The sequence below is a fragment of the Clostridium fallax genome, from assembly GCF_900129365.1.
Lineage (GTDB): Bacteria > Bacillota > Clostridia > Clostridiales > Clostridiaceae > Clostridium_AH > Clostridium_AH fallax.
Genome location: NZ_FQVM01000007.1, coordinates 1 through 24,975, shown reverse-complemented (window position 1 = coordinate 24,975; position 24,975 = coordinate 1). Strand labels below are relative to the sequence as shown.

21 protein-coding genes are annotated in these 24,975 nt (G+C 27.8%); 18 read left to right on the top strand and 3 right to left on the bottom strand.

The features are described 5' to 3' along the window. Positions 1–109: 109 nt before the first annotated feature. The 4 genes from BUA70_RS05200 to selB all read left to right on the top strand — a co-directional run bounded on the left by BUA70_RS05200 (position 110) and on the right by selB (position 5,448). Positions 110–835, top strand: a complete 726-nt coding sequence (locus BUA70_RS05200) for a helix-hairpin-helix domain-containing protein (RefSeq protein ID WP_072894262.1) — start codon at positions 110–112, stop codon at positions 833–835. A 131-nt stretch (positions 836–966) separates the two neighbouring features. Beyond that, positions 967–1,998: a selenide, water dikinase SelD gene (gene selD, locus BUA70_RS05195; RefSeq protein WP_083573463.1), complete on the top strand. Its 1,032-nt coding sequence runs from the start codon at positions 967–969 to the stop codon at positions 1,996–1,998. 151 nt (positions 1,999–2,149) lie between these two features. Then, on the top strand, positions 2,150–3,544 hold the full coding sequence (selA, locus tag BUA70_RS05190) for an L-seryl-tRNA(Sec) selenium transferase (RefSeq protein ID WP_072894247.1): 1,395 nt from the start codon (positions 2,150–2,152) through the stop codon (positions 3,542–3,544). Continuing rightward, on the top strand, positions 3,541–5,448 hold the full coding sequence (selB, locus tag BUA70_RS05185) for a selenocysteine-specific translation elongation factor (protein ID WP_072894244.1): 1,908 nt from the start codon (positions 3,541–3,543) through the stop codon (positions 5,446–5,448). The genes selA and selB overlap by 4 nt, the downstream gene beginning before the upstream one ends. Positions 5,449–5,725: 277 nt before the next feature. On the opposite strand, the gene BUA70_RS05180 is transcribed toward selB, so the two are convergent. Beyond that, complete coding sequence (locus BUA70_RS05180) at positions 5,726–7,324, bottom strand: ClC family H(+)/Cl(-) exchange transporter (RefSeq protein WP_072894240.1); 1,599 nt, start codon at positions 7,322–7,324, stop codon at positions 5,726–5,728. Positions 7,325–7,655: 331 nt separating this feature from the next. Here BUA70_RS05180 and BUA70_RS05175 point away from each other — a divergent pair, with 331 nt between their 5' ends. From BUA70_RS05175 to rbr, 3 genes are all read left to right on the top strand, one after another. Then, complete coding sequence (locus tag BUA70_RS05175; protein ID WP_072894237.1) at positions 7,656–8,099, top strand: RDD family protein; 444 nt, start codon at positions 7,656–7,658, stop codon at positions 8,097–8,099. A gap of 10 nt (positions 8,100–8,109) precedes the next feature. Beyond that, positions 8,110–9,465 carry a 23S rRNA (uracil(1939)-C(5))-methyltransferase RlmD gene (gene rlmD / locus BUA70_RS05170; protein ID WP_072894234.1) on the top strand — a complete coding sequence of 452 codons (1,356 nt, stop codon included), beginning with the start codon at positions 8,110–8,112 and terminating at the stop codon, positions 9,463–9,465. Between the two features lie 1,281 nt (positions 9,466–10,746). After that, positions 10,747–12,804 carry a rubrerythrin gene (rbr, locus tag BUA70_RS05160; protein WP_072894229.1) on the top strand — a complete coding sequence of 686 codons (2,058 nt, stop codon included), beginning with the start codon at positions 10,747–10,749 and terminating at the stop codon, positions 12,802–12,804. A gap of 390 nt (positions 12,805–13,194) precedes the next feature. Here the strand turns inward: rbr and BUA70_RS13270 are convergent, their stop codons facing one another. Next, a complete protein-coding gene (locus BUA70_RS13270; RefSeq protein ID WP_278337198.1) occupies positions 13,195–13,320 on the bottom strand; it encodes a hypothetical protein in 126 nt (41 codons plus the stop codon). A 608-nt stretch (positions 13,321–13,928) separates the two neighbouring features. Here BUA70_RS13270 and BUA70_RS05155 point away from each other — a divergent pair. The 11 genes from BUA70_RS05155 to trpA all read left to right on the top strand — a co-directional run bounded on the left by BUA70_RS05155 (position 13,929) and on the right by trpA (position 24,613). Beyond that, positions 13,929–14,657: a GntR family transcriptional regulator gene (locus BUA70_RS05155; protein WP_072894226.1), complete on the top strand. Its 729-nt coding sequence runs from the start codon at positions 13,929–13,931 to the stop codon at positions 14,655–14,657. A 326-nt stretch (positions 14,658–14,983) separates the two neighbouring features. Beyond that, positions 14,984–16,018 (top strand): BMP family lipoprotein, encoded by a 1,035-nt coding sequence (locus BUA70_RS05150; RefSeq protein ID WP_072894224.1) that lies wholly within the window; start codon positions 14,984–14,986, stop codon positions 16,016–16,018. Positions 16,019–16,053: 35 nt separating this feature from the next. After that, a complete protein-coding gene (locus BUA70_RS05145; RefSeq protein WP_072894220.1) occupies positions 16,054–17,583 on the top strand; it encodes an ABC transporter ATP-binding protein in 1,530 nt (509 codons plus the stop codon). After that, positions 17,573–18,688 carry an ABC transporter permease gene (locus BUA70_RS05140; RefSeq protein WP_072894217.1) on the top strand — a complete coding sequence of 372 codons (1,116 nt, stop codon included), beginning with the start codon at positions 17,573–17,575 and terminating at the stop codon, positions 18,686–18,688. Before BUA70_RS05145 ends, BUA70_RS05140 begins: the two co-directional genes overlap by 11 nt. Continuing rightward, entirely contained in the window at positions 18,689–19,603 is a 915-nt protein-coding gene (locus tag BUA70_RS05135; protein ID WP_072894215.1) for an ABC transporter permease, read from the top strand. It begins immediately after the preceding gene. Next, positions 19,596–20,168, top strand: coding sequence for a cysteine hydrolase family protein (locus tag BUA70_RS05130; RefSeq protein ID WP_072894213.1), 573 nt, complete (start codon positions 19,596–19,598; stop codon positions 20,166–20,168). Before BUA70_RS05135 ends, BUA70_RS05130 begins: the two co-directional genes overlap by 8 nt. Beyond that, positions 20,161–21,114: a carbohydrate kinase family protein gene (locus tag BUA70_RS05125; protein ID WP_072894209.1), complete on the top strand. Its 954-nt coding sequence runs from the start codon at positions 20,161–20,163 to the stop codon at positions 21,112–21,114. Before BUA70_RS05130 ends, BUA70_RS05125 begins: the two co-directional genes overlap by 8 nt. A 15-nt stretch (positions 21,115–21,129) precedes the next feature. Then, complete coding sequence (locus BUA70_RS05120) at positions 21,130–21,885, top strand: nucleoside phosphorylase (RefSeq protein ID WP_072894206.1); 756 nt, start codon at positions 21,130–21,132, stop codon at positions 21,883–21,885. Positions 21,886–21,888: 3 nt separating this feature from the next. Next, complete coding sequence (locus BUA70_RS05115) at positions 21,889–22,674, top strand: BtpA/SgcQ family protein (protein ID WP_072894203.1); 786 nt, start codon at positions 21,889–21,891, stop codon at positions 22,672–22,674. 27 nt (positions 22,675–22,701) lie between these two features. Further along, positions 22,702–23,847, top strand: coding sequence for an iron-containing alcohol dehydrogenase (locus tag BUA70_RS05110; RefSeq protein WP_341457264.1), 1,146 nt, complete (start codon positions 22,702–22,704; stop codon positions 23,845–23,847). 40 nt (positions 23,848–23,887) lie between these two features. Then, positions 23,888–24,613, top strand: coding sequence for a tryptophan synthase subunit alpha (gene trpA / locus BUA70_RS05105; protein ID WP_072894566.1), 726 nt, complete (start codon positions 23,888–23,890; stop codon positions 24,611–24,613). A gap of 172 nt (positions 24,614–24,785) precedes the next feature. Here trpA and BUA70_RS13185 read toward each other — a convergent pair. After that, a partial coding sequence (locus tag BUA70_RS13185) for a hypothetical protein (protein ID WP_208974712.1) occupies positions 24,786–24,975 on the bottom strand: 190 nt, incomplete at its 5' end.

Genomic DNA, 24,975 nt, shown 5'->3' with positions numbered 1-24,975 from the left:
TAGATAATTTATAAATCTTTTATAGTATATCAGAAAATAGCATACATTGCTATAAATTTGCAAAAATGTGTCAATACTTCAATTAGATTCATTAAATTGGAGGAATTTTATGAGAAAAAAAGAAAAGCTAATTGGTATAATTGCAATGGTAATAATTGGAGCAGTATTTTTAGCTGTTGGATATTTTAATTCAACTCCTAAGAAAAATGAGGATATATCTTTAGAAGAAATGTTTGTAGAAGAAAAGGAAGGAAGTAAGGAAGTTAATTCTTCTAATAATAATTCAGAAAGCAATTTAAAAGAAAGTTCTAATTATAAAAATGAAGAAAATAATTTAAATAATAAAGAAATTCAAAAAGATTCTTTAAATAAAATAGTAGTAGAAATAAGGGGAGAGGTTAAAAATCCTAATGTATATTATATAGAAGAAAATAAGATTATAAATGACCTTATAACTTTAGCAGGAGGTCTTACAGAAGAAGCGGATATTAGAAATATAAATAGGGCAAAAAAGTTAAATAATCATGATCTTGTAATAATTCAAAGTAAAGCAGAAGTGGATGCAGGAATCACTATTCCACCCAGTAATGATAGTACTATAAATAGCAAAAGCTCTAATGGAGATTCAAGTAATGATAAAGATTCTATTATAAACATAAATACAGCAAGCAAAGAAGAACTTATGAATCTTCCTTCTGTTGGAGAGAAAACTGCAGAAAAAATAATAGAGTATAGGGAAAAAAATGGAGGATTTAAAAATATAGAAGATATTAAAAATATAGATAGAATAGGAGATAAGACCTTTGAAAAATTTAAAAATAAAATTACAACTTAAAAATCCTTAAATAATTACATTAAAAAAATTATTTTCCTAAAAAATACTTAAAAAACTAAATTTGTAACTTTCTTTTATAATGGGATAAAATATTATATAATTAGTTTAAGCATTTAATTGGAGGTGGGATAATGATAAATAAAAAGCTAACAGAGCTTGCAAAGACATCAGGCTGAGCAGCGAAAATAGGGCCGGAGACCCTTTCAAAAATATTAGACAAATTACCAAAGGCCAATAGTAGTAATCTTATAGTTGGAATTGATACCTCAGATGATGCGGCGGTTTATAAGTTAAGTGATGATATAGCAACTATACAAACCTTAGACTTTTTTACACCGGTAGTAGATGATCCATATACTTTTGGACAAATTGCGGCAGCAAATTCTTTAAGTGACGTATATGCTATGGGGGGAAAGCCGGTAGTTGCTTTAAATATAGTTTGTTTTCCTAATTGCTTACCTATAGAAATTTTAGGTGAGATCTTAAAGGGCGGAGCAGATAAAGTTATAGAGGCTGGAGCTGTAGTTGTTGGAGGACACTCAGTTCAAGATGATGAACCTAAATATGGGTTATCTGTAACGGGAGTTGTTCATCCTGATAAAGTATTTAAAAACTATGGAGCAGAGGTTGGAGATGTTTTAATACTTACAAAGCCATTAGGAACAGGAATAGTAAATACAGCAATTAAAGGTGGATTAGCATCAGAGGAAGCTTATAATAAAGCAGTAAAGGTTATGGTAACCTTAAATAAATATGCAGGAGAAATCGCTCAAAAATATCCTATAAGTTCCTGTACTGATATTACAGGATTCGGATTTATGGGTCATGGATATGAAATGGCTAATGGATCCAATAAAACTTTTAGGATATATAAAGAAATGGTTCCTTATATAGAAGAAGCTAAAGAATATAGTGAAATGGGGCTAGTACCAGCAGGAAGCTATAGCAATAGAGTATATATAGAAGGAAAGTATCTTTTAAATAATGTTGAGCCTTGGCTAGAAGATATATTATTTGATCCTCAAACATCTGGGGGACTTATGGTAACTTGTAATAGAAGTGTAGCTCAAAAGCTAATGGAAGAGCTAAATACTTTAGAACTTGAAAGTAATATAGTTGGAGAAGTTGAGAACTTTAAAGATTATTATATAATAGTTGAATAATTATATTACATAATAGCTTTAAGTTAAAAGGCTTTAAAAATCTTTAATATGGAAAAAATATTTTCTTAAGTAGAGTTTAGATAAGCTATAATTTTCTCAGAAGGTTATAGCTTATTTTAGTATCATTATTAAATTTATGGGGGTTGGGAATATGAATAAAGAGCTTTTAAGAATGCTTCCTAAGGTTGATGAATTACTTTCTTTAAAGAAAGTTAATGATTTATGTGAGAAAGAAAGTAGAAATCTTGTAGTAGAATCTATAAGGGATAGTATAGACTTTTATAGAAAAGGAATTTTACAGGGTAAAATACAAAAATCTTTTACTGATGAAGAGGTATTAAAAAAAGCAAGTGAAATTTTAAAAAGAAAGAATATGCCTCATCTTAAAAGGGTAGTAAATGGAGCAGGAATTGTTATTCACACAAACCTTGGTAGATCTCTTTTATGTGAAGATGCAGTAGAGGGTATTCTTAATGTTGCAAAACATTATAATAACTTAGAGTATAACTTAGAAAAAGGTTCAAGGGGATCTAGATATTCTCATATTGAAGAATTAATAAAAGAAATTACAGGAGCAGAGGGAGCTTTAGTTGTAAATAATAATGCAGCAGCAGTAATGCTTGCTTTAAATACTCTTTGTGAAGATAAAGAAGCAATAGTTTCAAGAGGTCAATTAGTAGAAATTGGAGGTTCTTTTAGAATACCTGAGGTTATGAGATTTAGTAAAGCAAACCTTGTTGAAGTAGGTACTACAAATAGAACTCATCTTTATGATTATGAAAATAATATTACTGAAAATACAGGAGTACTTTTAAAAGTTCATACGTCAAATTTTAAAATTTATGGATTTACAGAAGAGGTCCCTTTAGAAGAACTTGTAAAGTTAGGCAGTGAAAAAGGTATACCAGTTATGGAGGATATAGGTAGTGGAGTTTTAGTAGATCTTTCAAAGTATGGTTTCCCATATGAACCTACAGTACAAGAAAGTATAAAAAAAGGTGTAGATGTAGTAACTTTTAGTGGAGATAAAATGCTTGGGGGACCTCAAGCTGGAGTTATTGCAGGAAAAAAAGAAATTATAGAAAGAATGAAAAAAAATCAAATTACAAGAGCTTTAAGAGTAGATAAATTTACTTTAGCAGCTTTAGAAGGAACTTTAAGGCATTATAGAGATGAAATAGATGCAATAAAGAAAATTCCAACCTTAAATATGATGCTTTTAAGTGAAGAAGAACTTAAAAAAAGAGCACAAAGACTTAAAAGAAAGTTATCACCATTAAAAGAAAATTTTAAGTTTAATGTAGGAGAAATTAGTTCAATGGTAGGTGGCGGTTCTATGCCAACAGCAGAAATGAAAAGTTATGCTATAAAAATAAAAAGTGATAAAATATCTGAAAAGGATATAGAAGAAGGACTAAGAGCATATGAAATTCCAATAATAACTAGAGTTTATAATGGTGAAGTTTTAATAGATTTAAGAACAATACAAGAAGATGATTATGAAATAATCCTAAATGGACTTAAGGAAGTAGGAGATAAGATATGAAACATGTAATTATAGGTACTGCAGGACATATAGACCATGGGAAAACTACTTTAATAAGAGCATTAACAGGAAGAGAAACAGATACTTTAGAAGAAGAAAAAAAGAGAGGTATATCTATAAATTTAGGATTTACTTATTTTGATTTACCATCAGGAAAGAGAGCTGGAATAATAGATGTACCAGGTCATGAAAAATTTATAAAGAATATGTTAGCAGGAGTTAGTACTGTGGATGTAGTGCTACTTGTTATAGCAGCAGATGAAGGGGTAATGCCTCAAACAAAAGAACATTTAGAAATATTAAGTCTTTTAAATGTAAAAAAGGGAATAGTTGTACTAACTAAAAAAGACATGGTAGATGAAGAATGGCTTGAGATGATAACAGAAGATGTTAAAGAAAAATTAAAAGGTACTTTTCTTGAAAATGCACCTTTAGTTCAAGTTTCAGCTAAAAATAAAGATGGAATAAAAGCTCTTATAGATGAGATAGAAAAGGCTACAGATGAAGTTGAATCAAAGGATAGAGAGGGACATTTTAGATTACCAGTAGATAGAGTATTTACTATAAGTGGATTTGGTACTGTAGTTACAGGAACAATTATAAGTGGTAGGGTATCTGTTGGAGACACTATAGAAGTTTATCCAGAAACTATACAAGGTAAAGTTAGAAATATTCAGGTTCATGAAGAGGATAAACCTTTTGCAGAAGCTGGACAAAGATCTGCAATAAACCTATCTAATATAAAAAAAGAAGATATAAAAAGAGGAGATATTATAGCAACTCCAAATATTATGGAGCCTTCATATATAATAGATTGTTCTTTTAAGTATCTTTCAAGTCAAAGCAAAAATTTAGAAAATCGTCAAAGAGTTAGAGTTTATCATGGGACTAAAGAGATTATTGGAAGAGTAATACTTTTATCAGATGAAGAACTTAAACCAGGTGATGAAAGTTATATTCAATTAAGATTAGAAGATACAATAACTGCTCAAAGAGGAGATAGGATAGTTATAAGAAATTATTCACCAATGGAAACTATAGGTGGAGGAGTTATTATAGAACCAGTAGGCAAAAAGGTTAAGAGGTTTGATGAAGAGTATATAAAAGAGCTTAAAATTAAGGAAAAAGGTAGTGCTGAAGATATAATAGAAAAGGTTTTAGAAGGAATAAGTGGAAGTTTTCCAGATAGTAAGGAAATACTAAAATCCTTAGGAAGAAAAGAAGAAAAACTTGAAGAATACTTAGGTGTTTTATTAAAAGATAGAAAAATAATAAATCTAGTTTCTTTAGATAAGCCTGTATATATTCATAGTAAATTTTTTATGAATAAAGGTGATGAAATAGTTAAACTTTTAGAAGGTTATCATAAAGCAAATCCTTTAAAAGTAGGTATGAGTAAAGAAGAAATTAAAAGCAAGGTCTTTGGACCAAAATTAAAGGGAAAAAATTATGATGAGATTTTAAAGATTTTAGAAGAAAAAGGTGAAATAAAGATTAAAGGAAGCTTTATAGCTAAAAATGATTTTCAAGTTAATTTTACCAAGGAACAAGAGAGAATAAAAAATAAAATTTTAAAAACTTACGAAGAAGGAAAATATCAAACTCCTAAGTATGAAGATATAATAAAGGATGAGAAGGATAAGGGAGCTTTTAAGATGGTTTATCAATATCTTTTAGATGGAGAAGATATAATTAAAACTGTAGATGACTGTTTCTTCTCTAAAAATAATTATTTAAAAGCTAAAGAGTTAGTTATAGAATATATAAATAAAAATGGCTCAATTACAGCAGGAGAAGCTAGGGATTTATTTAATACAAGTAGAAAATATGCAGTTGCTATCTTAGAAAGTTTTGATAATATAAAATTAACTAAGAGAGTTGAAGATAAGAGAATATTAGCTTAAAAATAAAGCTTATATCATGAAGTTTTGCTTATTATATAGAGAGTAGCTAGATTTGTGCAATGAACAAATCTAGCTACTCTTTTTTATGTGATAAATTGGTAGGATTAGAATAATATACTATAAATATTTATTATACTTATATATTAATTGATTAATACAAAAACTTTATATAACCTTAAAATTTTAATTTAGCTATATTTAAAAGAAATTTAAAAAGATTGTATTAATTATAATAAGTAGATCTAAATAATTATAATGTAAAATAATAAAGATTATACTAAGGTTTATAAGGCAATTCTTCACATAAGGGACCTAAATAATCTCTAATTTTGGTTTCCTCTTTAACACTAGAAAGTATTATTATGTAATCTCCTCTTAATAATTTAGTATTTCCTCTTGGAGTAATCTCTTCTATGCCTCTTTCTATTGAAACTATTAAAGAATTAGTAGGAAGTTTTAAGTCTTTTACAAGTAATCCTTCAATTACAGAACCTTGATTTATTATGTATCTTATAAAGATTTTTTCATTCTCTTTTCCATATGGACATTCTTTATCTCCCCTTTGTTTTTTTATACGTTCTTCTAATAAAGACTCATAAATTGGTTCGCTACCAGTTAAACAAGCAACTAAATAAGATACTATACATACAAGTGAAACGCTTAATAAATTATTAAAGGATCCACTCATTTCACATACAAGCATAATGCCAGTTATAGGAGCTCTAACAATTGATGCGAACATTCCAGCCATTGATATAACAGCAAAGCTACATAAATATGTAGAATCAATACCAAAAAGATTGATTCCAATTCTTGCAAAAATACAACCTATAAGTCCACCTAAAACTAATAGTGGGAATAATATTCCGCCAGGAGCATTAGAACAGAAACTTATCATAGAAAATATAAATTTAAAAATTAAAAGTAAAATAGCCATTTTTAAAGCTATTTCTGCCCTTAATAATTGATGAATTATACCATGGCCTCCACCTAATATTTGAGGAAAAGTTAAGCCAAATATTAGAGCAAATATAAAAGGTATTATGATTCTTTTCCTTGTAGATTTTACTTTGCTATATAAATCTTGAGTTTTTAAAAGAGTTAAATTATATAGAGCTCCAGCAAGACCTAAGGAAGCTCCTAAAATTACTAGTGACCAATAATATCTAAAAGGAATTATAGATAAAGGTTTTGCACCAGGTATATCAAAAAGTGGTTTATGGCCTAAGAATATTTTAGTAACAAAATCCGATGTAACAGAAGCTGACATAGCAGCAAGAAGAACTAGAGGTGAAAAGTTTTTGTGCACTTCCTCTAAAGAAAATATAGCACCGGAAAAAGGTGCATTAAAAGCAGCTGCAAGACCAGCACTAGCTCCACTAGTTATTAAAAATCTTGATTCTAAATTAGCTTTCTTAAAAAGTTTACCAATTAAGTGGCCAAAGCTTGCACCTAATTGGATAGAAGGACCTTCTCTACCTAAAGATAATCCTGCACCAATAGCAAGTATTCCGCCAAAAAATTTACCAATAAGAACTCTTAATGGAGATATTTTAAAATATCCTGTTAAAAGACCTTCAATTTGGGGGATTCCACTACCAGATATCATAGGTTCTTTTTCAACCATAATTCCTACAAGATATCCAACTAAAATTAATGCAATTAATCCTAAAGGAATATATATTTTATTATGGTTTAAAAATGTATAGACTTTTATAGAAAAATATTCTGCCTTACCAAGCAAAACTCTATAAGCAACAACTATGAGACCTGAAAATAATCCAATAAAAGCTCCTTCTATAGGAACTCTAAGTTTTAAAGCTTTTAAAACTTTATAAAGCTTAGTTGTAGAATTGAGAGCCTCATCATTTTTCATATTTATATCAACTCCCTTCATTTTAGATGGTTACAAATATAAATAAAGTATATAGCAAATATGTTAACTAGAATAAAGATTTTTATTAATAATGTTTAAATTTTATTGATGTTATTTTTTATTTTATAAAATTTAAGTTTTTATATTAATTTATTTTTTATTAAGTTATAAAAACAAATTAATTATAATCATTAAAAATATTATATATGATTTACAAAGTAGGATGGTGATTGGTTTACAGATAAAAGGAAATATAGTATATTAAAAGAATGATATTTAGTGACTTTAATGCTTTATTTACTTATTTAAATATAGAGAGGAGAAAAAGTAAATGTCATTAGAAAATGAAAATCAAAATGAAAAAGATATAAATATTGCAAAAGATGAAATAATCGAAGAAATAAAAGAAGAAAATATAGAAACGGAATTAGATAATTATTCTAGTAAAGAGGAAATAGAAAAAATTGAGAATTTAGATAGTAATCTTAAAGAAGATCTAAATAACTTAAAAGAAGAATCAAAGTGTAGTAAGAAAGATAACTTTTTAATAAGACTAGTAGCTTCATTAATAGATCAAATAATCGCCCTTGGAATATCTTTAATATTATTATTAGTATTTGATTTAATATTAAAACCATTTGGACTTTATGTAGCAGAAAGAATACCAGTATTCTTCTTTATTTATGTTATAATAAATATTCTTCATCCTGTTATAGGCAGATGTAGCAAGATGAGAGGAACTTTAGGAGAAAAGATAACAAAATTAAATAAGTAGGAGATAACATATGAAAAAAGGAAATCAATTTGAACTTAATATAGAAGCTATGGAGTTTCCATCAATGGGAATAGGCTTTCATGAAGGTTTTAAGGTTTATGCTAAAAATACTTTTAAGGGACAAAAAGTTTTTGGAAGAATAACAAAGAAAAAACAAGATTGGGCAGAAATGAAACCCTTAGAAATAAGAGAAAGAGCATCTTATGAAATAGACAAAAAATGCCCTCATTTTGGAGTTTGCGGTGGATGTTCTTCACAAACAATACCTTATGAAAAGCAGCTTCAATTTAAATGTGAGGAAGTTAAGGCATTATTTGACGAAGGAAAAGCTAATACCGGAGAGTTTTTAGGTATAGAACCAAGCTCAATTCAGTGGGAATATAGAAATAAGATGGAATTTACCTTTGGTGATGAAGAAAAAGGGGGAGAGTTAACCCTTGGAATGCACATGAAAGGTAGAAGTTTTGGAATAATAAATGTTGATAAATGTGCTTTAGTTGATGAAGACTTTAGAAAGATTTTAGATCTTACAGTAAAGTATTTTAGAGAGAAAAATCTTCCTTATTATAGAGTTATGAAAAGAGAAGGTTACTTAAGACATTTTATAATAAGAAAAAGTAAAAAAACTGAAGAAATAATGGTTAACTTAGTAACTACTACTCAATTAGATTTTGATTTAACAGAATGGGTAGAATTACTTAAAAATGAAAGCTATAAAGGAAAGTTAAAGGGAATTCTTCACACACAAAATGATTCTTTATCAGATGCAGTAATCTGTGATAAATTAAATGTTTTATATGGAGAAGATTTTATACCAGAAGAGCTTTTAGGATTAAAGTTTAAGATATCTCCATTTTCATTCTTCCAAACAAACTCACTAGGAGCAGAAAAGCTTTATAGTATAGTTAGAGATTTTATGGGAGATGCTGATAACAAAACAGTATTTGATTTATATTGCGGAACTGGTACTATAGGCCAAATAGCAGCAGGAAAAGCAAAAAAAGTTATTGGAATCGAGCTTATAGAAGAAGCAGTAGAAGCTGCAAAGGAAAATGCTAAGCTTAATGGATTAAATAACTGTAACTTCATAGCTGGAGACGTAGCAGAAGTTATAAAAAGGGTTAAAGATAAACCAGAGATTATAATACTAGATCCACCAAGAAGTGGAGTACACCCAAAAGCATTAGATTACGTAATAAAATTCAATGCTCCACAAATAATATATGTATCCTGTAACCCTAAATCATTAGTTGTAGACTTAAAAGTATTAGAAGAAGCAGGATATAAAGTGGAAAAGACATTATTAAAAGATATGTTCCCTAATACACCACATGTAGAGACGGTTGTTAAGCTAATCAAGGCATAGAACTATTTATAAGGATTTATTAGGGTGGAAGATTGCCGTCTGCCACCCATTTGCCACCTTTTTCTTAAGAGGGTGGCATTTTTTATTTAGCGTGGAGAATTATTATAATATAGCTGGCAACTTTTTTAAGATTCTTTCAAAGATATTAACAGTACAGTTTTTTTTATAGTGATAATAAATAGAACAAGAGAAAAAAGGAAACTTATAAAATTAAAAAGCTTATGGCTTTAACTATTATATTAACTACGTCCTTAATAATTGTTATAGTGTTAGCAGCGATATTATATACTAATAAAGATAGAGTTTTTCAACATTATTTTAGGAGAGATTATGAAGAAAATAGTGCGTTTAATTTTTATAATAGGTTTAATATTTTTTCTATTATGAATTTTTTAGATTATTCTAATGAAAATATAAAAAATATTGAGAATAATAGAAATAGAAAAGCCTAAAAATTTAACTAATAAAAGTTTTTTGAAGATTGTTTTAAAAATTTTACAGTCTTTTTAGGGATAACATTTATTATAGAAATATTGAATTTCTCTTTAGTATAAATTTTATATAAACATAGTTTTATAAGGTATTTTAATTTTACTTACTAGAAAAATTAATTATGATTACGATATCAATGAAAAAATATATTTATTAAGTGTTGGAGAGCAGAAAATCATTGTTGCTTTTATTACTATATATAAATTCTGTTATTTAATCTAATTTTTTGTTGCAAATATATCCATAATTTTTCTATTTTATTCTTTCCATTTCTTTTTTTAAAGTCTTAACTTCTTTTAATGTAATGACTTCATTCTCATATATCATTATGTCTTAATATATTTTATCTAGCCACTAAGTGTTGCTTTTGAAATGCCATATTAGCTCTTAGATTTACTAAGTTTATTTCTTACATAAATAAGATTACTATAATAATTTATATTTTTGCTCATTTTTTACACAATATATCTTTTAGATAGTTTTTAATAAATTATTTACGAAATAAGAAAGATTTTATCTAAAAATACTATATATTAGAAAAATGTTAAGAGTGTTGTTAGATTTTTAGAAAAATTTTAATAAATATATATAAAATAGATAATAGTAATTAATTATATAAATTGAAAAAATATGGTTCAGGGAGTATTATCAACTATAAGTTATAAATAAAATCTAAGATATATTTATTTGAAAATTAATTTTGAGATATTTTTTATACCTAACTTAAATTTAATTGTAAATCAATACTATCTAAATAGAGTTTAAATTTAAATATTAGGAGGAAGATCAATGAGCAAGCATTTATCTACAGATATTCGTGTAGCTATTGAAAAGGATAACCCGTCAATTTGTAGAGATGAAGATAAATGTATAAAGTGTAGTAGTTGCAAAAATATATGTACAGACTATATAGGAGTAAATGGACATTATTCATTAGAAAAGACTGATGATGTTGCTGTTTGTATTAATTGTGGTCAATGTGCAAATGTTTGTCCTACATCCAGTATTACAGAGATTTTTGACTATAGAAAGGTTCAGAAGGCAATAACTGATAAGGATAAGATAGTTATAGTTTCTACTTCCCCAGCTGTTAGGATATCTTTAGGTGAAGAATTTAATATGGAAGATGGTAGTTTTGTTGAGGGAAAAATGATTACTTTACTTCGTAAATTAGGCGTTAATTATGTACTTGATACCAATTTTGCAGCAGATTTAACAATAGTGGAAGAAGCAAGTGAATTAGTAGATCGTATAGTAAACAAGAATAAACCATTACCTCAATTTACTAGTTGTTGTCCTGCCTGGATAAAGTATGCAGAAACATTTCATCCTGAAATATTAGAGCATATTTCAACTTCAAAGAGTCCCATTGGTATGCAAGGTCCTACAATAAAGACTTATTTTGCAAAAAAGATGAGGATTGATCCATCTAAAATTGTAAATGTAGCATTAACTCCATGTACAGCTAAAAAATTTGAAATTAAAAGAGAAGAGATGAATGCATCTGGAAAATATTATGGTATAGATAATATGAGAGATATGGATTATGTTATAACGACTAGGGAATTAGCTATTTGGGCTAAGGAAAAAGGAATAGATTTTAATTCTTTAGAAGATAGTAGTTTTGATAAATTAATGGGAGAAGCCTCAGGTGCTGGTGTTATTTTTGCAAATACTGGAGGTGTTATGGAAGCTGCTCTTCGAACTGCATATAAATACATAACTAAAGAGGATCCACCAAAGTTATTTTATGATTTAGAAACTGTTAGAGGAATGGAGGGAGTTCGTGAAGCTAGCTTTAAGATTAATGACTTAGAGATTAACATAGCCGTTATTTATGGAACTAAAAATGCTTCAAAATTTATTTCAAAGATGAAAAATGAAAATAAACAATATCATTTTATTGAGGTTATGACTTGTCCAGGAGGATGTATTGGTGGTGGTGGACAACCAAAGGATATTGAATTTAAAGGTGACAAGCTTAGGGAAAAACGCATAAATGGGTTATATAAAAGAGACTCAAGTATGAAGGTTAGAGTAAGTTATGAAAATTATGAAATCAAAAAATTGTATGAAGATTTTTATGGAAAGCCTTTAAGTAATTTAGCAGAGGAAATGTTACATACAATTTATTTGGATAGAAGTAAAGATTTAGGAGGAGAAGAAATGAGTGAATTAGTTAAATACCGTTGTACAGTTTGTGGTTACATACACGAGGGAGAGTTACCAGAAGGATTTATATGTCCAATTTGTAAAAGTCCAGCTTCAGTATTTGTAAAGGTTGAAGAAAAATCATCAATTAGTGAGAATGCTAACAAATATAAAGGAACAAAAACAGAAAAGAACTTAATGGATGCATTAGCTGGAGAATCAATAGCCAGAAATAAATATACATTCTTTGCTGATGTAGCTAAAAATGAAGGATATGAACAAATCTATCAATTATTTTTAAAAACAGCTGGAAATGAAAGAGAACATTCTAAGTTGTGGTTTAAAGAATTAGGGTACTTAGGAGATAATAAGGAGAACTTATTACATGCAGCAGAAGGAGAGCACTATGAATGGTCAGATATGTATGCTAGATTTGCAAAAGAGGCAGAGGAAGAAGGTTTCTTCGATTTATCAGAAAAATTTATACAAGTCGCTAAAATAGAAAAATCTCATGAAGATAGATATAGAAAACTTTTAAATAATATAGAAATGCAAAAAGTATTTGAAAAATCAGAAGAAACTATGTGGGAATGTTTAAATTGTGGATACCTTGTTATTGGTAAAAAAGCTCCAGATGTTTGTCCTGTATGTAATTATGCTAAAGGATTTTTTGAAGTTAGAGCTGAAAATTATTAATAATTAGTTTAGTAAATAAATCTTTTATAAATAATTATAATATTTTAAATATCGATAGAAATATTATATATAAGTTTATAAGGGATAAAATAGATTTTCAAGTACATTTATAATTTACTGAATATTCTTAAAGCAAAAATAAAAAAGAATAGTAGATGAATTTTTATGAAAAGAAAATCATAAATAAAGTAATTTAAATTATTAAATATTTAAAACACTAGGTATAGATAATACCTAGTGTTTATCTTTTGTTTAAGCTATGTTTTAATATAGTGCTGGAATATAGCCAAATAAAAATTATTGGTGGTATTGGCCACCTATAATGCTAAATATACGAATATTATGAACCAATAATTATAATATTGTAATCCTATATAGACTATTAATAAATTATGATAATACAATGCCTTTTTCTATTTTGTTTTCTTTTAAAAATTCTTTTACCTCAAGAGGTTTCCCCCTAAAAATTGTAATATTTCTATAAGATGTAATTCTACCTTTACATTCTAATTCCATAATTAAATTACTTTATCTATGGTATAACAAAAAGATGTTTGATGAAGCTAACATACTTTATTCTGATGAAACTTGGACTTGAGATAAGTTAAAGTTACATGAAGTTGGAAAGAAACTAACAAAAGTAGATGGAAGTGATTAGAATATCTAGGTTCAAAAGAAAGTCAATAAAAGCAAGGAGAATTAGTTATAGAAATTCCTTAATATAATGGTGTTGCTGATATATTGGTAAATACAAGTAAGAATTTTAATATAAAAGTCTTTAGTTACATGGTAAATTATGATCAAATAAGACTATATTTAAGTCTACTGCTAGGTGGGAAGATAAGGCTAAAGAAGTTCTATATTGGTGATACCCCTATATCTTCAATTATGTAATTAATATCAATATATTATAAAATATATAAATTTATTTTTAAAAATTAAAATAATTCATACAGTAATTATAAAAGTAAAGGATAAATTTTTAATTCACAGATTATTAACAAATTTCAAGTAAACATTTTCATAAAGTTGTTGATATTTTGTGAAAATTTAGATACAATAAAATTATCAACTAGTCATGACAACATAATAATATGATGTAATATCATTTAGGAGGGATAGCTATGATTGATACAAAATATCCTAAATATTACACAATAATGGAGGATATAATAAGGCAAATTGAAAATGAAGAGCTTGTGCCTGGAAAAAATATACCTGCTGAACGAGAACTTATAGAAATGTATAAGGTAAGTAGAATAACAGTTAGAAAAGCTATAGAAGAGCTAGTTTCCAAGGGATATTTATACAAGATACAAGGCAAAGGAACTTATGTGAAAAAAAGTAATATTAAACAGGGACTGGTAAAACTTACAAGTTGTACAGAAGATATTACAAAAATAGGCAGAAAGGCAACGATAAAACAATTAGAAAAGAAAATTATAACAGCAAATAAAAAGATAGCAAATCATTTAGAAATACATGAAGGAGAGAAAGTATTAAAAATTGTAAGAGTATTTTTAGGGGATGGAGAACCAATTAATATTACAACTTCCTATATGAAGTATGAAAATATTAAAGGTGTTGAAGAATATGATTTATCTCAAAATTCTCTCTATAAAATATTAGAAACGGAGTTTAATATAACAATAATTAAAGCTAATAGAACAATAGAAGCAGTATTAAGTCATGGATATATATCAAAAAATTTAAATATTGAAGATAATCAACCGCTATTATATTTTACTGGAGAAGTATATGGTAAGAAGGATGGTGAAGAATTTGTTTTAGAGTACTTTGAAAGTGCCTATGCAACAAATATTTGCAAATTTTATTTAGAACAATACAGATAAATATATATTTGATTAGTTACAATGTAAATACTATCTATTAGTTAAAAAAAGAGGTCCATAAAATCAAAAATAGAGTTTGAATCACCACAAAACAACTTTAAAAATGATCTATGAACCAAATTATATAATAACATAAAATTAAAAGAAAATATAGTCTTTTAATATATTTATTGAAAAATAAAATAAAATTTTCTTTAAATATTAATAAATTATTTAAAGAATTAGTATAGAACATTTTATAACTAATAGACAATATTTGGTTTAACTTTTCAAATATAGAAATTTATAAATAATAATATTATAAATTTTATATAGGGGGTTTTATAATGACTAAAAAATTAATTGCTATTAGTATCAGTGTTCTTTTTTTGTTGCTTGGGATTTCTGGATGTAGTTCCAGTAGCACTTCCAATAGTTCTAGTAAATATAAAGTAGCAATGATTACTAGTTCAGGAGGACTTGGTGATAGATCTTTTAATGATTCAGGACAAGAAGGGTTAAAGAGGGCTAAGGATGAACTTGGAGTAGATTATAAAATAGTTGAACCTAAAGATATTGCAGAAGGAGAAAAGTATTTAAGAGAACTGGCTAAAACTGGCTATAATGTTGTTGCTACTTTAGAATATGGACATGCTGATATAGTAAAAAAAATAGCACCAGATTATCCTAATACTAAATTTGTTGTTTTAAATCAAATTGTAGAAGGGGATAACATAGTTTCTATAGTTTTTGGAGAACATGAAGCAGCATTTTTAGCAGGAGCATTATCTGCTTTAGTTACTAATGACACAAATATTAAAGGGATGAATAAAGAAAATATTATTGGTTTCGTTGGAGGAATTGAATCACCTGGTATTGAGAAATTTTATAAAGGTTATGAAGAAGGAGCGAAATATGTAAATCCTAATATTAAAATTTTAAAAGGATATGCAAATAGTTTTGCAGACCCATCAAAGGGAAAGGAACTAACATTAGCTCAAATTGATAAAGGAGCAGATATTATCTTTCATGCAGCAGGTGGTACTGGAGAAGGCGTAATTGCAGCTTGTAAAGATAAAGGTGTATTTGCAGTAGGGGTAGATTCAGATCAAGATTATATTGCAGAAGGATTTGTATTAACAAGTGTAATGAAGAGAGTTGATAATTCATTTTATAAAATAGCAGAAAAGTTAAAGGAAGAAACTTTAGAGGGAAATAAAATTCTTTATATGTCTATGAAAGATGGAGGAGCTCAAATAAGTGAAATGAAATATACTAAGGATAAAATAAATCCTAAAGATTTAGAGAAAATTGAAAATATAAGAGAGAAAATAAATAACAAGGAAATAAAGGTTACAGATGTTACAGGAATAGCAAAATAGATAGTTTGTTATGCAAGTAATAAGGAGGTGTCATTATGAATGTAATAGAAACAGTTAACCTTAGTAAAAAATTTGGAGAATTTTATGCAAATAAAAACATTAATTTAAAGGTAAAAAAAGGAGAAATAAAAGCAATTGTTGGAGAAAATGGGGCTGGAAAATCAACTTTAATGAATATGCTTTTTGGATTATTAGAACCTAGTGAAGGAAAAATACTTTATAAAGGAGAAAAAGTTAATTTTAAATCTCCTAAAGATGCAATAGCAAAGGGAATAGGAATGGTGCATCAACATTTTAAATTAGTTCCAAGCTTTGCTATATATGAAAATATATTATTAGGTGCTGAGATTGTAAATAAAGGCTTAATAAATAAGAAGAAAGAAATTAAAATAATTGAAGATTTAGTAGAAAAGCATGGATTTGATCTTAATCCAACAGATAAAATAAGAGATGTTTCTGTTGGTGTTCAACAAAGAGTAGAAATATTAAAGATGCTTTATAGGGATATTGATATATTAATTTTAGATGAGCCAACAGCTGTTTTAACTCCGCAAGAAGTAGAAGAACTTTTAATTAACCTTAAGAAATTAAAGGAAGAAGGAAAAACAATAATTATAATAACTCATAAACTTTCAGAAGTTAAGAAAATTTCAGATAGTATAACAGTAATAAGGCGTGGAGAGATTGTAGGTGAATTTTTAACTAAGGACATAAGTGAAAAAGATATTGCAAAAGCTATGGTCGGTAGGAATGTAGATTTTGTTATTAATAATAAAAAGTCAAGGGTAACTAAAGAAGTATTAAGGGTTAAAAATATATCTACTAAAGATGAAAGAGATATAACTGTTGTAAACGATTTAAGTTTTAGCGTTAGGGCTGGAGAAATTCTTGGAGTAGCAGGAGTTGAAGGAAATGGACAATCAGAGCTTGCTTCAATACTTTCAGGTCTTACAAAGGTAACTAAAGGACATGTTTATCTAAATAATGAGGATGTTACAAATATGTGGCCAGATGAACTTAGAAGAAGAAAACTTGCTGTAGTTCCAGAAGATAGATATGCCCATGGTTTATGCAAATCTATGAGTATATCACAAAATTTAGTTGCAGGCTATCATATGAATAAACCAGTTACTATAAAGGGAATTATGAACCATAAGTATATAAAAGAAAACTATGAAAATATGGTTGAAAAATTTGATATTAGAGTTGGTAATTATGATTGTGATGTTGGAACATTATCTGGAGGAAATGCGCAAAAAGTAATAATTGCAAGAGAAATAGCAGCAAATCCAGATATTTTACTTGCAAGTCAACCAACAAGAGGTGTAGACATTGGTTCTATAGAGTTTATTCATAACCAAATTATAAATATGAGGGATAGGGGGAAAGCAGTACTTTTAATCTCTTCAGAGCTTTCAGAAATTATGAATTTAAGTGACAGAATCATTGTAATGTATAAAGGAAAAATAATAGGTGAAGTAAAGACTTCAGAAACTAGCAAAGAAGAGTTGGGGCTTATGATGACTGGAATTAATAAAAAGGGAAGTGTTATGAATGAAAAGTAAAAAAGAGATATTAAATATTTTAATATGTGCTTGTATGCCTGTTATTCTAGCTTTTATTGTTGGAGGAGTATTTATAGCCATAAGTGGAAATAATCCGATTTTAGCATATATGGCGATGTTTAAAGGTGCATTAGGAAGTAAATCAGCAATACTTAATACATTATTTGCGGCAACACCTCTTATTTTTACAGGATTAGCTACTGCAATAGCTTTTAAAGCAAACATATTTAATATGGGAGTTGAAGGGCAGCTATATATGGGAGCTTTTGCAGCTGCATATGCAGGATTTACCTTTAAAGGACTGCCAACTTTAGTTCATATATTAGTATGTTTGGCATTTGGAATGATTTTCGCATGTTTATTTGCGTTAATACCAGCAGTGTTAAGAGCCTTTTTTAAAGTTAATGAAATGGTTGTTACTATAATGTTAAATTATGTTGCAATATTATTTACAACATATCTTGCATCATTTCCATTTAAGGCTGAAGGAGTGGGATTTGCAGCTACAACAGAGATAGAAAAAACGGCAGTTTTGCCAAGGCTTGTAGATAAGAATCAATTAAATTTTTCTTTCATAATTGCTTTAATAGCTGTGGCAGTTATTTATTTAATATATAGAAAAACAAAACTAGGTTATGAAATTGATGCAATTGGAAGAAATATGAATTTCGCAGAAGCAACAGGTATGAGGACTTCTAGAAAGATAATATATGTAATGTTAATTAGTGGAGCATTAGCTGGACTTGCTGGAGCTGGAGAAATATTAGGAGTTCATCATAGATTTATTAGTGAATTTTCACCTGGATATGGTTGGGATGGAATGACAATAGCTCTTTTAAGTGCTAATAATCCAATTGGAGTATTAATTGCATCATTATTTTTTGGAATATTAAAAAATGGAGGTAGTTCTTTAGAGCTAATAGTTGGTGTACCTAGAAGTATAGTAGAAATAATTCAAGGCTTAATAATATTCTTTTTAGCACTTAACTATTTAGCAATAAAAACAAAAATAATTAAAAAATATAAAAGAAAATTACAATTAAATAATATAGCATGTTGTGAAAAAGTAAAGACACCAAATGTAAAAGTAGGAGGTGATGTTTAAATGGATACTTTAATAAATATATTACATGGAACATTAAGAATGGCTACTCCTATTGTGCTTGTGGCTCTTGGTGGAGTGTTTACCCATAGAGCAGGAGTTTTAAATATAGCTCTTGAAGGAATGATGCTTATGGGAGCCTTTGCAGGAGTAATAACCTCTTATTTAACTGGAAATATTGGACTAGCCATAGTTATTGCAATAGCAATTTCAATAATTTTTGCATTAATAATGTCCTTTTTTGCAATAACTCTTAAAAGTAATCACATAGTAACAGGACTTGCTATAAATATTTTAGCCCTTGGAATTACATCATTTATATTACAAGTTGCCTTCAATAGAAGAGGAGTATTTTCAGATTCAGCTATAGTTGGAATAAAACCTATTAATATACCAATCTTAGAAAGTATACCTTTTATTGGACCTATATTAAATAATCAAACACCAATGGTTTATGTAAGTTTTATACTTTTAATAGCAGTTATAGTAGTTTTATATAAAACTAAATATGGCGTTTATTTAAGAACTGTTGGGGAAAATATTGAAGCTGTAAAGTCAGTTGGTATAAGAACAACTTTAATTCAATATAGTGCAGTAATACTAAGTGGAGTTTTTTGTGCTCTTGCAGGAGTTAGCCTCGCATTAGAAAATTTAACAATGTTTGTAGAAAATATGACAAACGGAAGAGGTTTTATAGCCTTAGCTGCAATATTTTGTGGAAGAGGAACACCAATTGGAACATTTATATTTGCGGAATTATTTGGTTTAGCGGATGCAGTTCAGATGAGATTACAAGGATTAAATATTCCAGGAGCTTTTGTTCAAATGATACCATTTTTATTTATTATAGTTGTACTTACAGCAGTTGGAGTATATAAAAAGAAAAATATAGTTTATAGGGGGTATAAAGATGAATAAATGGGCATTAATAGTTATTGATATGGTTTATGATTTTGCAGATCCTAATGGAGCAGTCTTTTATCCAGAAAATCTTAATATAATACCGAAGGTAAATAAAGCTATAGATATATGTAGAGAAAATAATGGATTAATAATATTTATGCAGCATTACCATAGAGAAGGAAAATTTGATACAGCTCTTTTAAGAGGTAGAAAAAATTGTATACATGGTACTGGTGGAGATGAAATGATAAAAGATTTACATATTAATTATGATAAGGATTTTATAATTAGAAAAAGAAGATATAGTGCCTTTTATGGAACTGATTTAGATTTAGTTTTAAGAGAACATGGAATTAAGAATGTAATATTTGTGGGAACTAAAACAAATTGCTGTATAAGGGCATCAGTACATGATTCTTATTATTTAGAATATAACACTTTTGTTATAAGAGATTGTGTTGCTACAAATGACATCAACATAAATGAAGTACATTTACAGGATATAGATAAATATTTTGGTAATGTAATTACTCTTGATGATTTAAATGAAGTTATAAAGGGAGAGGAAAAGAATGAATAAATATTATGATGTTATAGTTTCAGGTTATCCAAGTTTAGATAGAATAATAAAAGTTAGTGATAATCCAACATTTGGAATAACATCATTAATACATAATAAAGATAATGCACAGGTTCATTATGGAGGATGTTCAACTAATATAGTATATTTGGCATCAAAATTAGGAATTAAAGCTTTACCTATCTTTAGAGTAGGATGTGATTTTGAAAAGGTCGGATTAAAAAATTTTTTAGAAGAGGGACAAGTTCCCTTGGAAGGTATAAGAGTAATAGAAAATGATTACACATCTAACTGTTATCTTATAGAAAATAAGGATGGAAATCATATTACTTTATTTTATCCAGGTGCAATGGATAGCAAATATTATAAGAAGTTAGATCAAAGTATATTTTCAAAATCTAAATATGCAGTAATTACAGTTGGTTGCTTAGAAGAAAATTGGGATTTTATGAAATGTGCCAAAAAAGCTGGGAACAAAATAGTAGCAGGAATGAAATGTGACTTTAATGCCTTTCCTTTTGAATTTTTAAAAGAATTATTATATGGAAGCCATATAATATTTGCTAATGAAGGAGAAAGAAAAGAAATAGAAAGTAAATTTGACTTAGAAAGTATAGATGAACTTTTTAAAGATGGCAGTGCAGAAGTAGTTATAATAACAAAAGGTTCAGATGGCAGTGAAGTTTATTATTTAGAAGATGGAAAAATAAAAAAAGAAAATATAAATATAGCAGTTCCGGATAAGATTATAGATACTACTGGTGTTGGAGATGCATATATAACAGGGTTTTTATATGGTCTTACTAAAGAAAAAAGTTATATTGAATGTGCAAAGTATGGGGCTGTAGCGTCATCTTTCATAATTGAAGATATGGGATGTTTAGGGAGGATACCAACTATAAAAGAATATGAAGAAAGATATAAGAAAAATTATATAGGAAAATAATTGGAGGATTTAAATATGGAAAAAACTTTATATTTACAAGCTAGTAAGAAGGATATTTCAAAGTATGTAATATTTTCTGGAGATCCAGGTAGGGTAAAACAAGTTGTTAAACATTTAGAAGATGTTAAGGAAATAGCAGTAAATAGAGAATTTAATACATTTACAGGAAAATATAAAGGAGTAGATATAACAGTTACTTCAACAGGAATTGGAGGACCATCTGCAGCTATTGCAATAGAAGAAATGTATACATGTGGTATGGAAGTGGCAGTAAGGCTTGGAACTGTTATGGGACTTCAAGATAATTTGCTTGGTAAATTTATAATACCTAATGCTGTAATGAGAGATGATGGTACTAGTAAATCTTATGTAAGAGAATCCTATCCTGCCGTTGCTGATTTTGAATTAGTAAGTATTATGAATGAAAGCGTAACTAAAAATAATCTTAAATATGTAAATAAACCTATGTGTAGTTTAGATGGATTCTATGTTGAAATGAAGGAATCAAGATTATCAAAACAAATGGGAAGAGATTTAAATAAAAGAATTAATGAAGTTAAAAATTACAACATAGTTGGAATTGATATGGAGTCAGCAACACTTCTTACATTAACAAACTTAATGGGTATTAAAGGTTGTGTCGTAACAATAACTACAGTTTTAGAAAATCTAAAGGATTACTTAAAAGGTGATGCTAGAACAAAGGCTGAAGAGGACTTAGTTAAAGTTGTATTAGATGGAATAGTTATTTTAGATAGTAAGGAGAATTAGAAAATGAATGTGAATTTATTCAAAGAAGATAAATCTTTTGTAATAGGAATGGTACATCTTAAAGCACTTCCAGGAACAGTTGGATTTAAAGGTGATATGAAAAGTATTATAGAAAAGGGGATTGAAGATGCAAAGAAAATAGAAGAAGCTGGATTTAGTGCTATCATGGTAGAAAATTTTGGAGACATGCCATATAAAGTTAATTTAGATTTAGCACAAACAGCAGCTCTTGCAGCTGCAACAGCTGTTATTAAACGTGAAGTAAATATTCCAGTTGGTATAGATGCAGCTTTTAATGATTATAAAAGTGGACTCGCAATAGCAAAGGCAGCTGGAGCAGATTTTATAAGAATACCAGTATTTATTGATACAGTTGAATATTTTGGAGGAATAGTAACACCATGTGCAACAAAAGCACTTCAATATAGGAAACAAATTGAAGCTGAGGAAGTTAATATATTTGCAGATATTCAAGTTAAACATTCACATATGCTAATTTCTAATATACCTATAGAAGAATCTGCAAGGGTTGCTGAGAGCTGTGGTGCAGATGCATTAATAGTTACTGGAACTCAAACCGGTGAAGAAACCCCAATTGAAATGATTAAAAGAGTTAAAAATGTTGTTAGTATTCCAGTTTTAACAGGAAGTGGAACAAATAAGGATAATATAAGAGAACAAATGAATATTGCAAATGGAGCAATAATTGGCACAAGCATAAAAGTAGATAACAATGTTTGGAACGAAGTGGATTTAAATAAAGCAAAAGAAATTATAGAAAATTTATAATAGATGAAAGGTTAAAGGTGAAATATTATGAAAATGAGACCAATGAAATTAGCAGGAGATAATCTAGTATTTGGAGAAGGTGCTCTTGATTATTTAAAAACAATAAAGGGTAAAAAGGCTGTAATAGTAATAAGTGGAGGAAGTGTTGAAAGAAATGGCTATCTTGATAAGATTACAAATAATTTAAAAGAAGCTAATATAGAGTCAAAAGTTTTTAAAGGCGTAGAACCAGACCCATATTTTTCAACAGTATTAAAGGGTGCAGAATTTATGACAGAATTTAATCCAGATTGGATAATTGGATTAGGTGGAGGATCAGCTATGGATGCTGCAAAAGCTATGTGGATTTTCTATGAGCATCCAGAATTAAAAACTTTAAGTGATGTTATGAGTCCAAATAAAGTTCCTGAATTAAGAAAGAAAGCGAAGATGATATCTATACCAACAACAAGTGGAAGTGCCAGTGAAGTTAGTAGATCAATTGTTATTACAGAAGATGATACTCATAGGAAATGTGGTATAGGAGATATGGAAATGATGCCTGATATTGCGCTATTAGAACCAGGAATAACTATTTCTATGCCAAAGAAAATTACAGCAGAAACTGGAATGGATGCATTAACCCATGCAATGGAAGCACTAGTATCAACTAGAGCAAATTATTTATCAGATATTTTAGCTAAACAAGCTATAAAAGATATAATAAAGTTTCTTCCAAAAGCTTATGAACAGGCAGATAATCTTGAATATAGAGAAATAATGCAAAATGCATCTATGGTAGCTGGATTAGCATTTACTAATGTGTCCTTAGGAATAGTTCACAGTATTGCACATACTCTTGGAAGTTATTATAGAATACCTCATGGAGTAGGAGATGCTATTGTATTACCTTATGTAATTAAATTTAACAAACAAGATAAAAGAGCATTAAAAATTTATTCAGATATAGAAAAAGAATTAGAAATAGATAATCTGGAAGATTTTATATTTAAGTTAAATGAAAATATTGGAATTCCAAAAGGTGTTAAAGGTCTTATAAATAATGACTATGAGTACAATAAGAACATTGAAGAATTTTCAAAAATTGCAATTAAAGATGGATGTACTAAGACTAATCCAATAATTCCAACTTTAGATGAGATGAAAGAATTAGTAAAAGAAATATATGTTTAAAAATAATAAAAATAGATCTAAGAATAAAGGAGAAATAAAAATGAGTACAAAGTTAATTAGTTATTTATCTTTTGGATATCCAAGTATTGATAAAAGTTTAGAAATGGCAAAACATTATATAGAATCAGGATGTGATATGATAGAATGTGATTTTCCAACGGATAATGCATTTTTAGATAGTGAGTTAATTTCAGGAAGAATGAAAAAAGCTTTAGAGTCTTGTTCAGATTATGATAAATATTTTGAAGGAATAAAAACATTAAGAAAACTGTATCCACAAATTCCGTTAATATTATTAGCTTATGATCACACAATTAGAAAAATTGGAGTAGAAAAATATGTTGATTTTTGTAAAGAAAATAATACTATGGATATGATATTAGTGGGAATAGAAGATGAAAGTGTAAAGAAAAAATTAATAGATAATGGAATAAAAATATCTTGTTATGTTCAATATTTTTTAGATAAGAGAGAGATAGAAATAGCAAAGAATTCAAATGGTTTTACTTATATGCAAGGAAAACCAACAAATTGTAAACCAAAAGAAGGTTATGAAACATTAAAAGATTGTATTAATTATTTAAGAGAATCAGGATTAAAAAATCCTGTTTATTGTGGAGTTGGAATATCAACACCTGAAGATATAAAAATGGCAAAAGATGCTGGTGCTGATGGAGTTTTTGTTGGAAGTGCAATTATGAATAGACAAAATGATATAGAAGAAATGAAAAGATATATAAGACTATTGAAAGAAGCAACAAAATAATTTAAGTATATGATAAATTATAATATTAAATGAAAAAATAATGTATTAGGATATTGAGATTAAAGTAATAGCTTTTAAAAATTACTTTAATATAGAAAATTATAAATAAAAAGAGAGTTAATATACTAAAATACATTAAATGATAGATAAGTAAAATATTTTAGATTTAAATTTAACTAAAAGTATTTAATAAATAAAGACATGTATTGCATTTTATTTTATTATTAATTAGGCATAATTTATAATAATCCATATTAACTACAGAACTTAAAATAAATATAAATAAAATAAGCTTACTTAATACAAGTAAGCTTATTTTATTTATATCACTTAAATCATTAACTTTCATATCTTTAAATAAA

What these genes read in the sequence shown, in the direction of transcription:
- BUA70_RS05200 (WP_072894262.1), top strand. Translation starts at nt 110, where the DNA reads ATGAGAAAAAAAGAAAAGCTAATTGGTATAATTGCAATGGTAATAATT.
- selA (WP_072894247.1), top strand. Translation starts at nt 2,150, where the DNA reads ATGAATAAAGAGCTTTTAAGAATGCTTCCTAAGGTTGATGAATTACTT.
- selB (WP_072894244.1), top strand. Translation starts at nt 3,541, where the DNA reads ATGAAACATGTAATTATAGGTACTGCAGGACATATAGACCATGGGAAA.
- BUA70_RS05180 (WP_072894240.1), bottom strand. Translation starts at nt 7,324, where the DNA reads ATGAAAAATGATGAGGCTCTCAATTCTACAACTAAGCTTTATAAAGTT.
- BUA70_RS05175 (WP_072894237.1), top strand. Translation starts at nt 7,656, where the DNA reads ATGTCATTAGAAAATGAAAATCAAAATGAAAAAGATATAAATATTGCA.
- rlmD (WP_072894234.1), top strand. Translation starts at nt 8,110, where the DNA reads ATGAAAAAAGGAAATCAATTTGAACTTAATATAGAAGCTATGGAGTTT.
- rbr (WP_072894229.1), top strand. Translation starts at nt 10,747, where the DNA reads ATGAGCAAGCATTTATCTACAGATATTCGTGTAGCTATTGAAAAGGAT.
- BUA70_RS13270 (WP_278337198.1), bottom strand. Translation starts at nt 13,320, where the DNA reads ATGGAATTAGAATGTAAAGGTAGAATTACATCTTATAGAAATATTACA.
- BUA70_RS05155 (WP_072894226.1), top strand. Translation starts at nt 13,929, where the DNA reads ATGATTGATACAAAATATCCTAAATATTACACAATAATGGAGGATATA.
- BUA70_RS05150 (WP_072894224.1), top strand. Translation starts at nt 14,984, where the DNA reads ATGACTAAAAAATTAATTGCTATTAGTATCAGTGTTCTTTTTTTGTTG.
- BUA70_RS05145 (WP_072894220.1), top strand. Translation starts at nt 16,054, where the DNA reads ATGAATGTAATAGAAACAGTTAACCTTAGTAAAAAATTTGGAGAATTT.
- BUA70_RS05140 (WP_072894217.1), top strand. Translation starts at nt 17,573, where the DNA reads ATGAAAAGTAAAAAAGAGATATTAAATATTTTAATATGTGCTTGTATG.
- BUA70_RS05135 (WP_072894215.1), top strand. Translation starts at nt 18,689, where the DNA reads ATGGATACTTTAATAAATATATTACATGGAACATTAAGAATGGCTACT.
- BUA70_RS05130 (WP_072894213.1), top strand. Translation starts at nt 19,596, where the DNA reads ATGAATAAATGGGCATTAATAGTTATTGATATGGTTTATGATTTTGCA.
- BUA70_RS05125 (WP_072894209.1), top strand. Translation starts at nt 20,161, where the DNA reads ATGAATAAATATTATGATGTTATAGTTTCAGGTTATCCAAGTTTAGAT.
- BUA70_RS05120 (WP_072894206.1), top strand. Translation starts at nt 21,130, where the DNA reads ATGGAAAAAACTTTATATTTACAAGCTAGTAAGAAGGATATTTCAAAG.
- BUA70_RS05115 (WP_072894203.1), top strand. Translation starts at nt 21,889, where the DNA reads ATGAATGTGAATTTATTCAAAGAAGATAAATCTTTTGTAATAGGAATG.
- BUA70_RS05110 (WP_341457264.1), top strand. Translation starts at nt 22,702, where the DNA reads ATGAAAATGAGACCAATGAAATTAGCAGGAGATAATCTAGTATTTGGA.
- trpA (WP_072894566.1), top strand. Translation starts at nt 23,888, where the DNA reads ATGAGTACAAAGTTAATTAGTTATTTATCTTTTGGATATCCAAGTATT.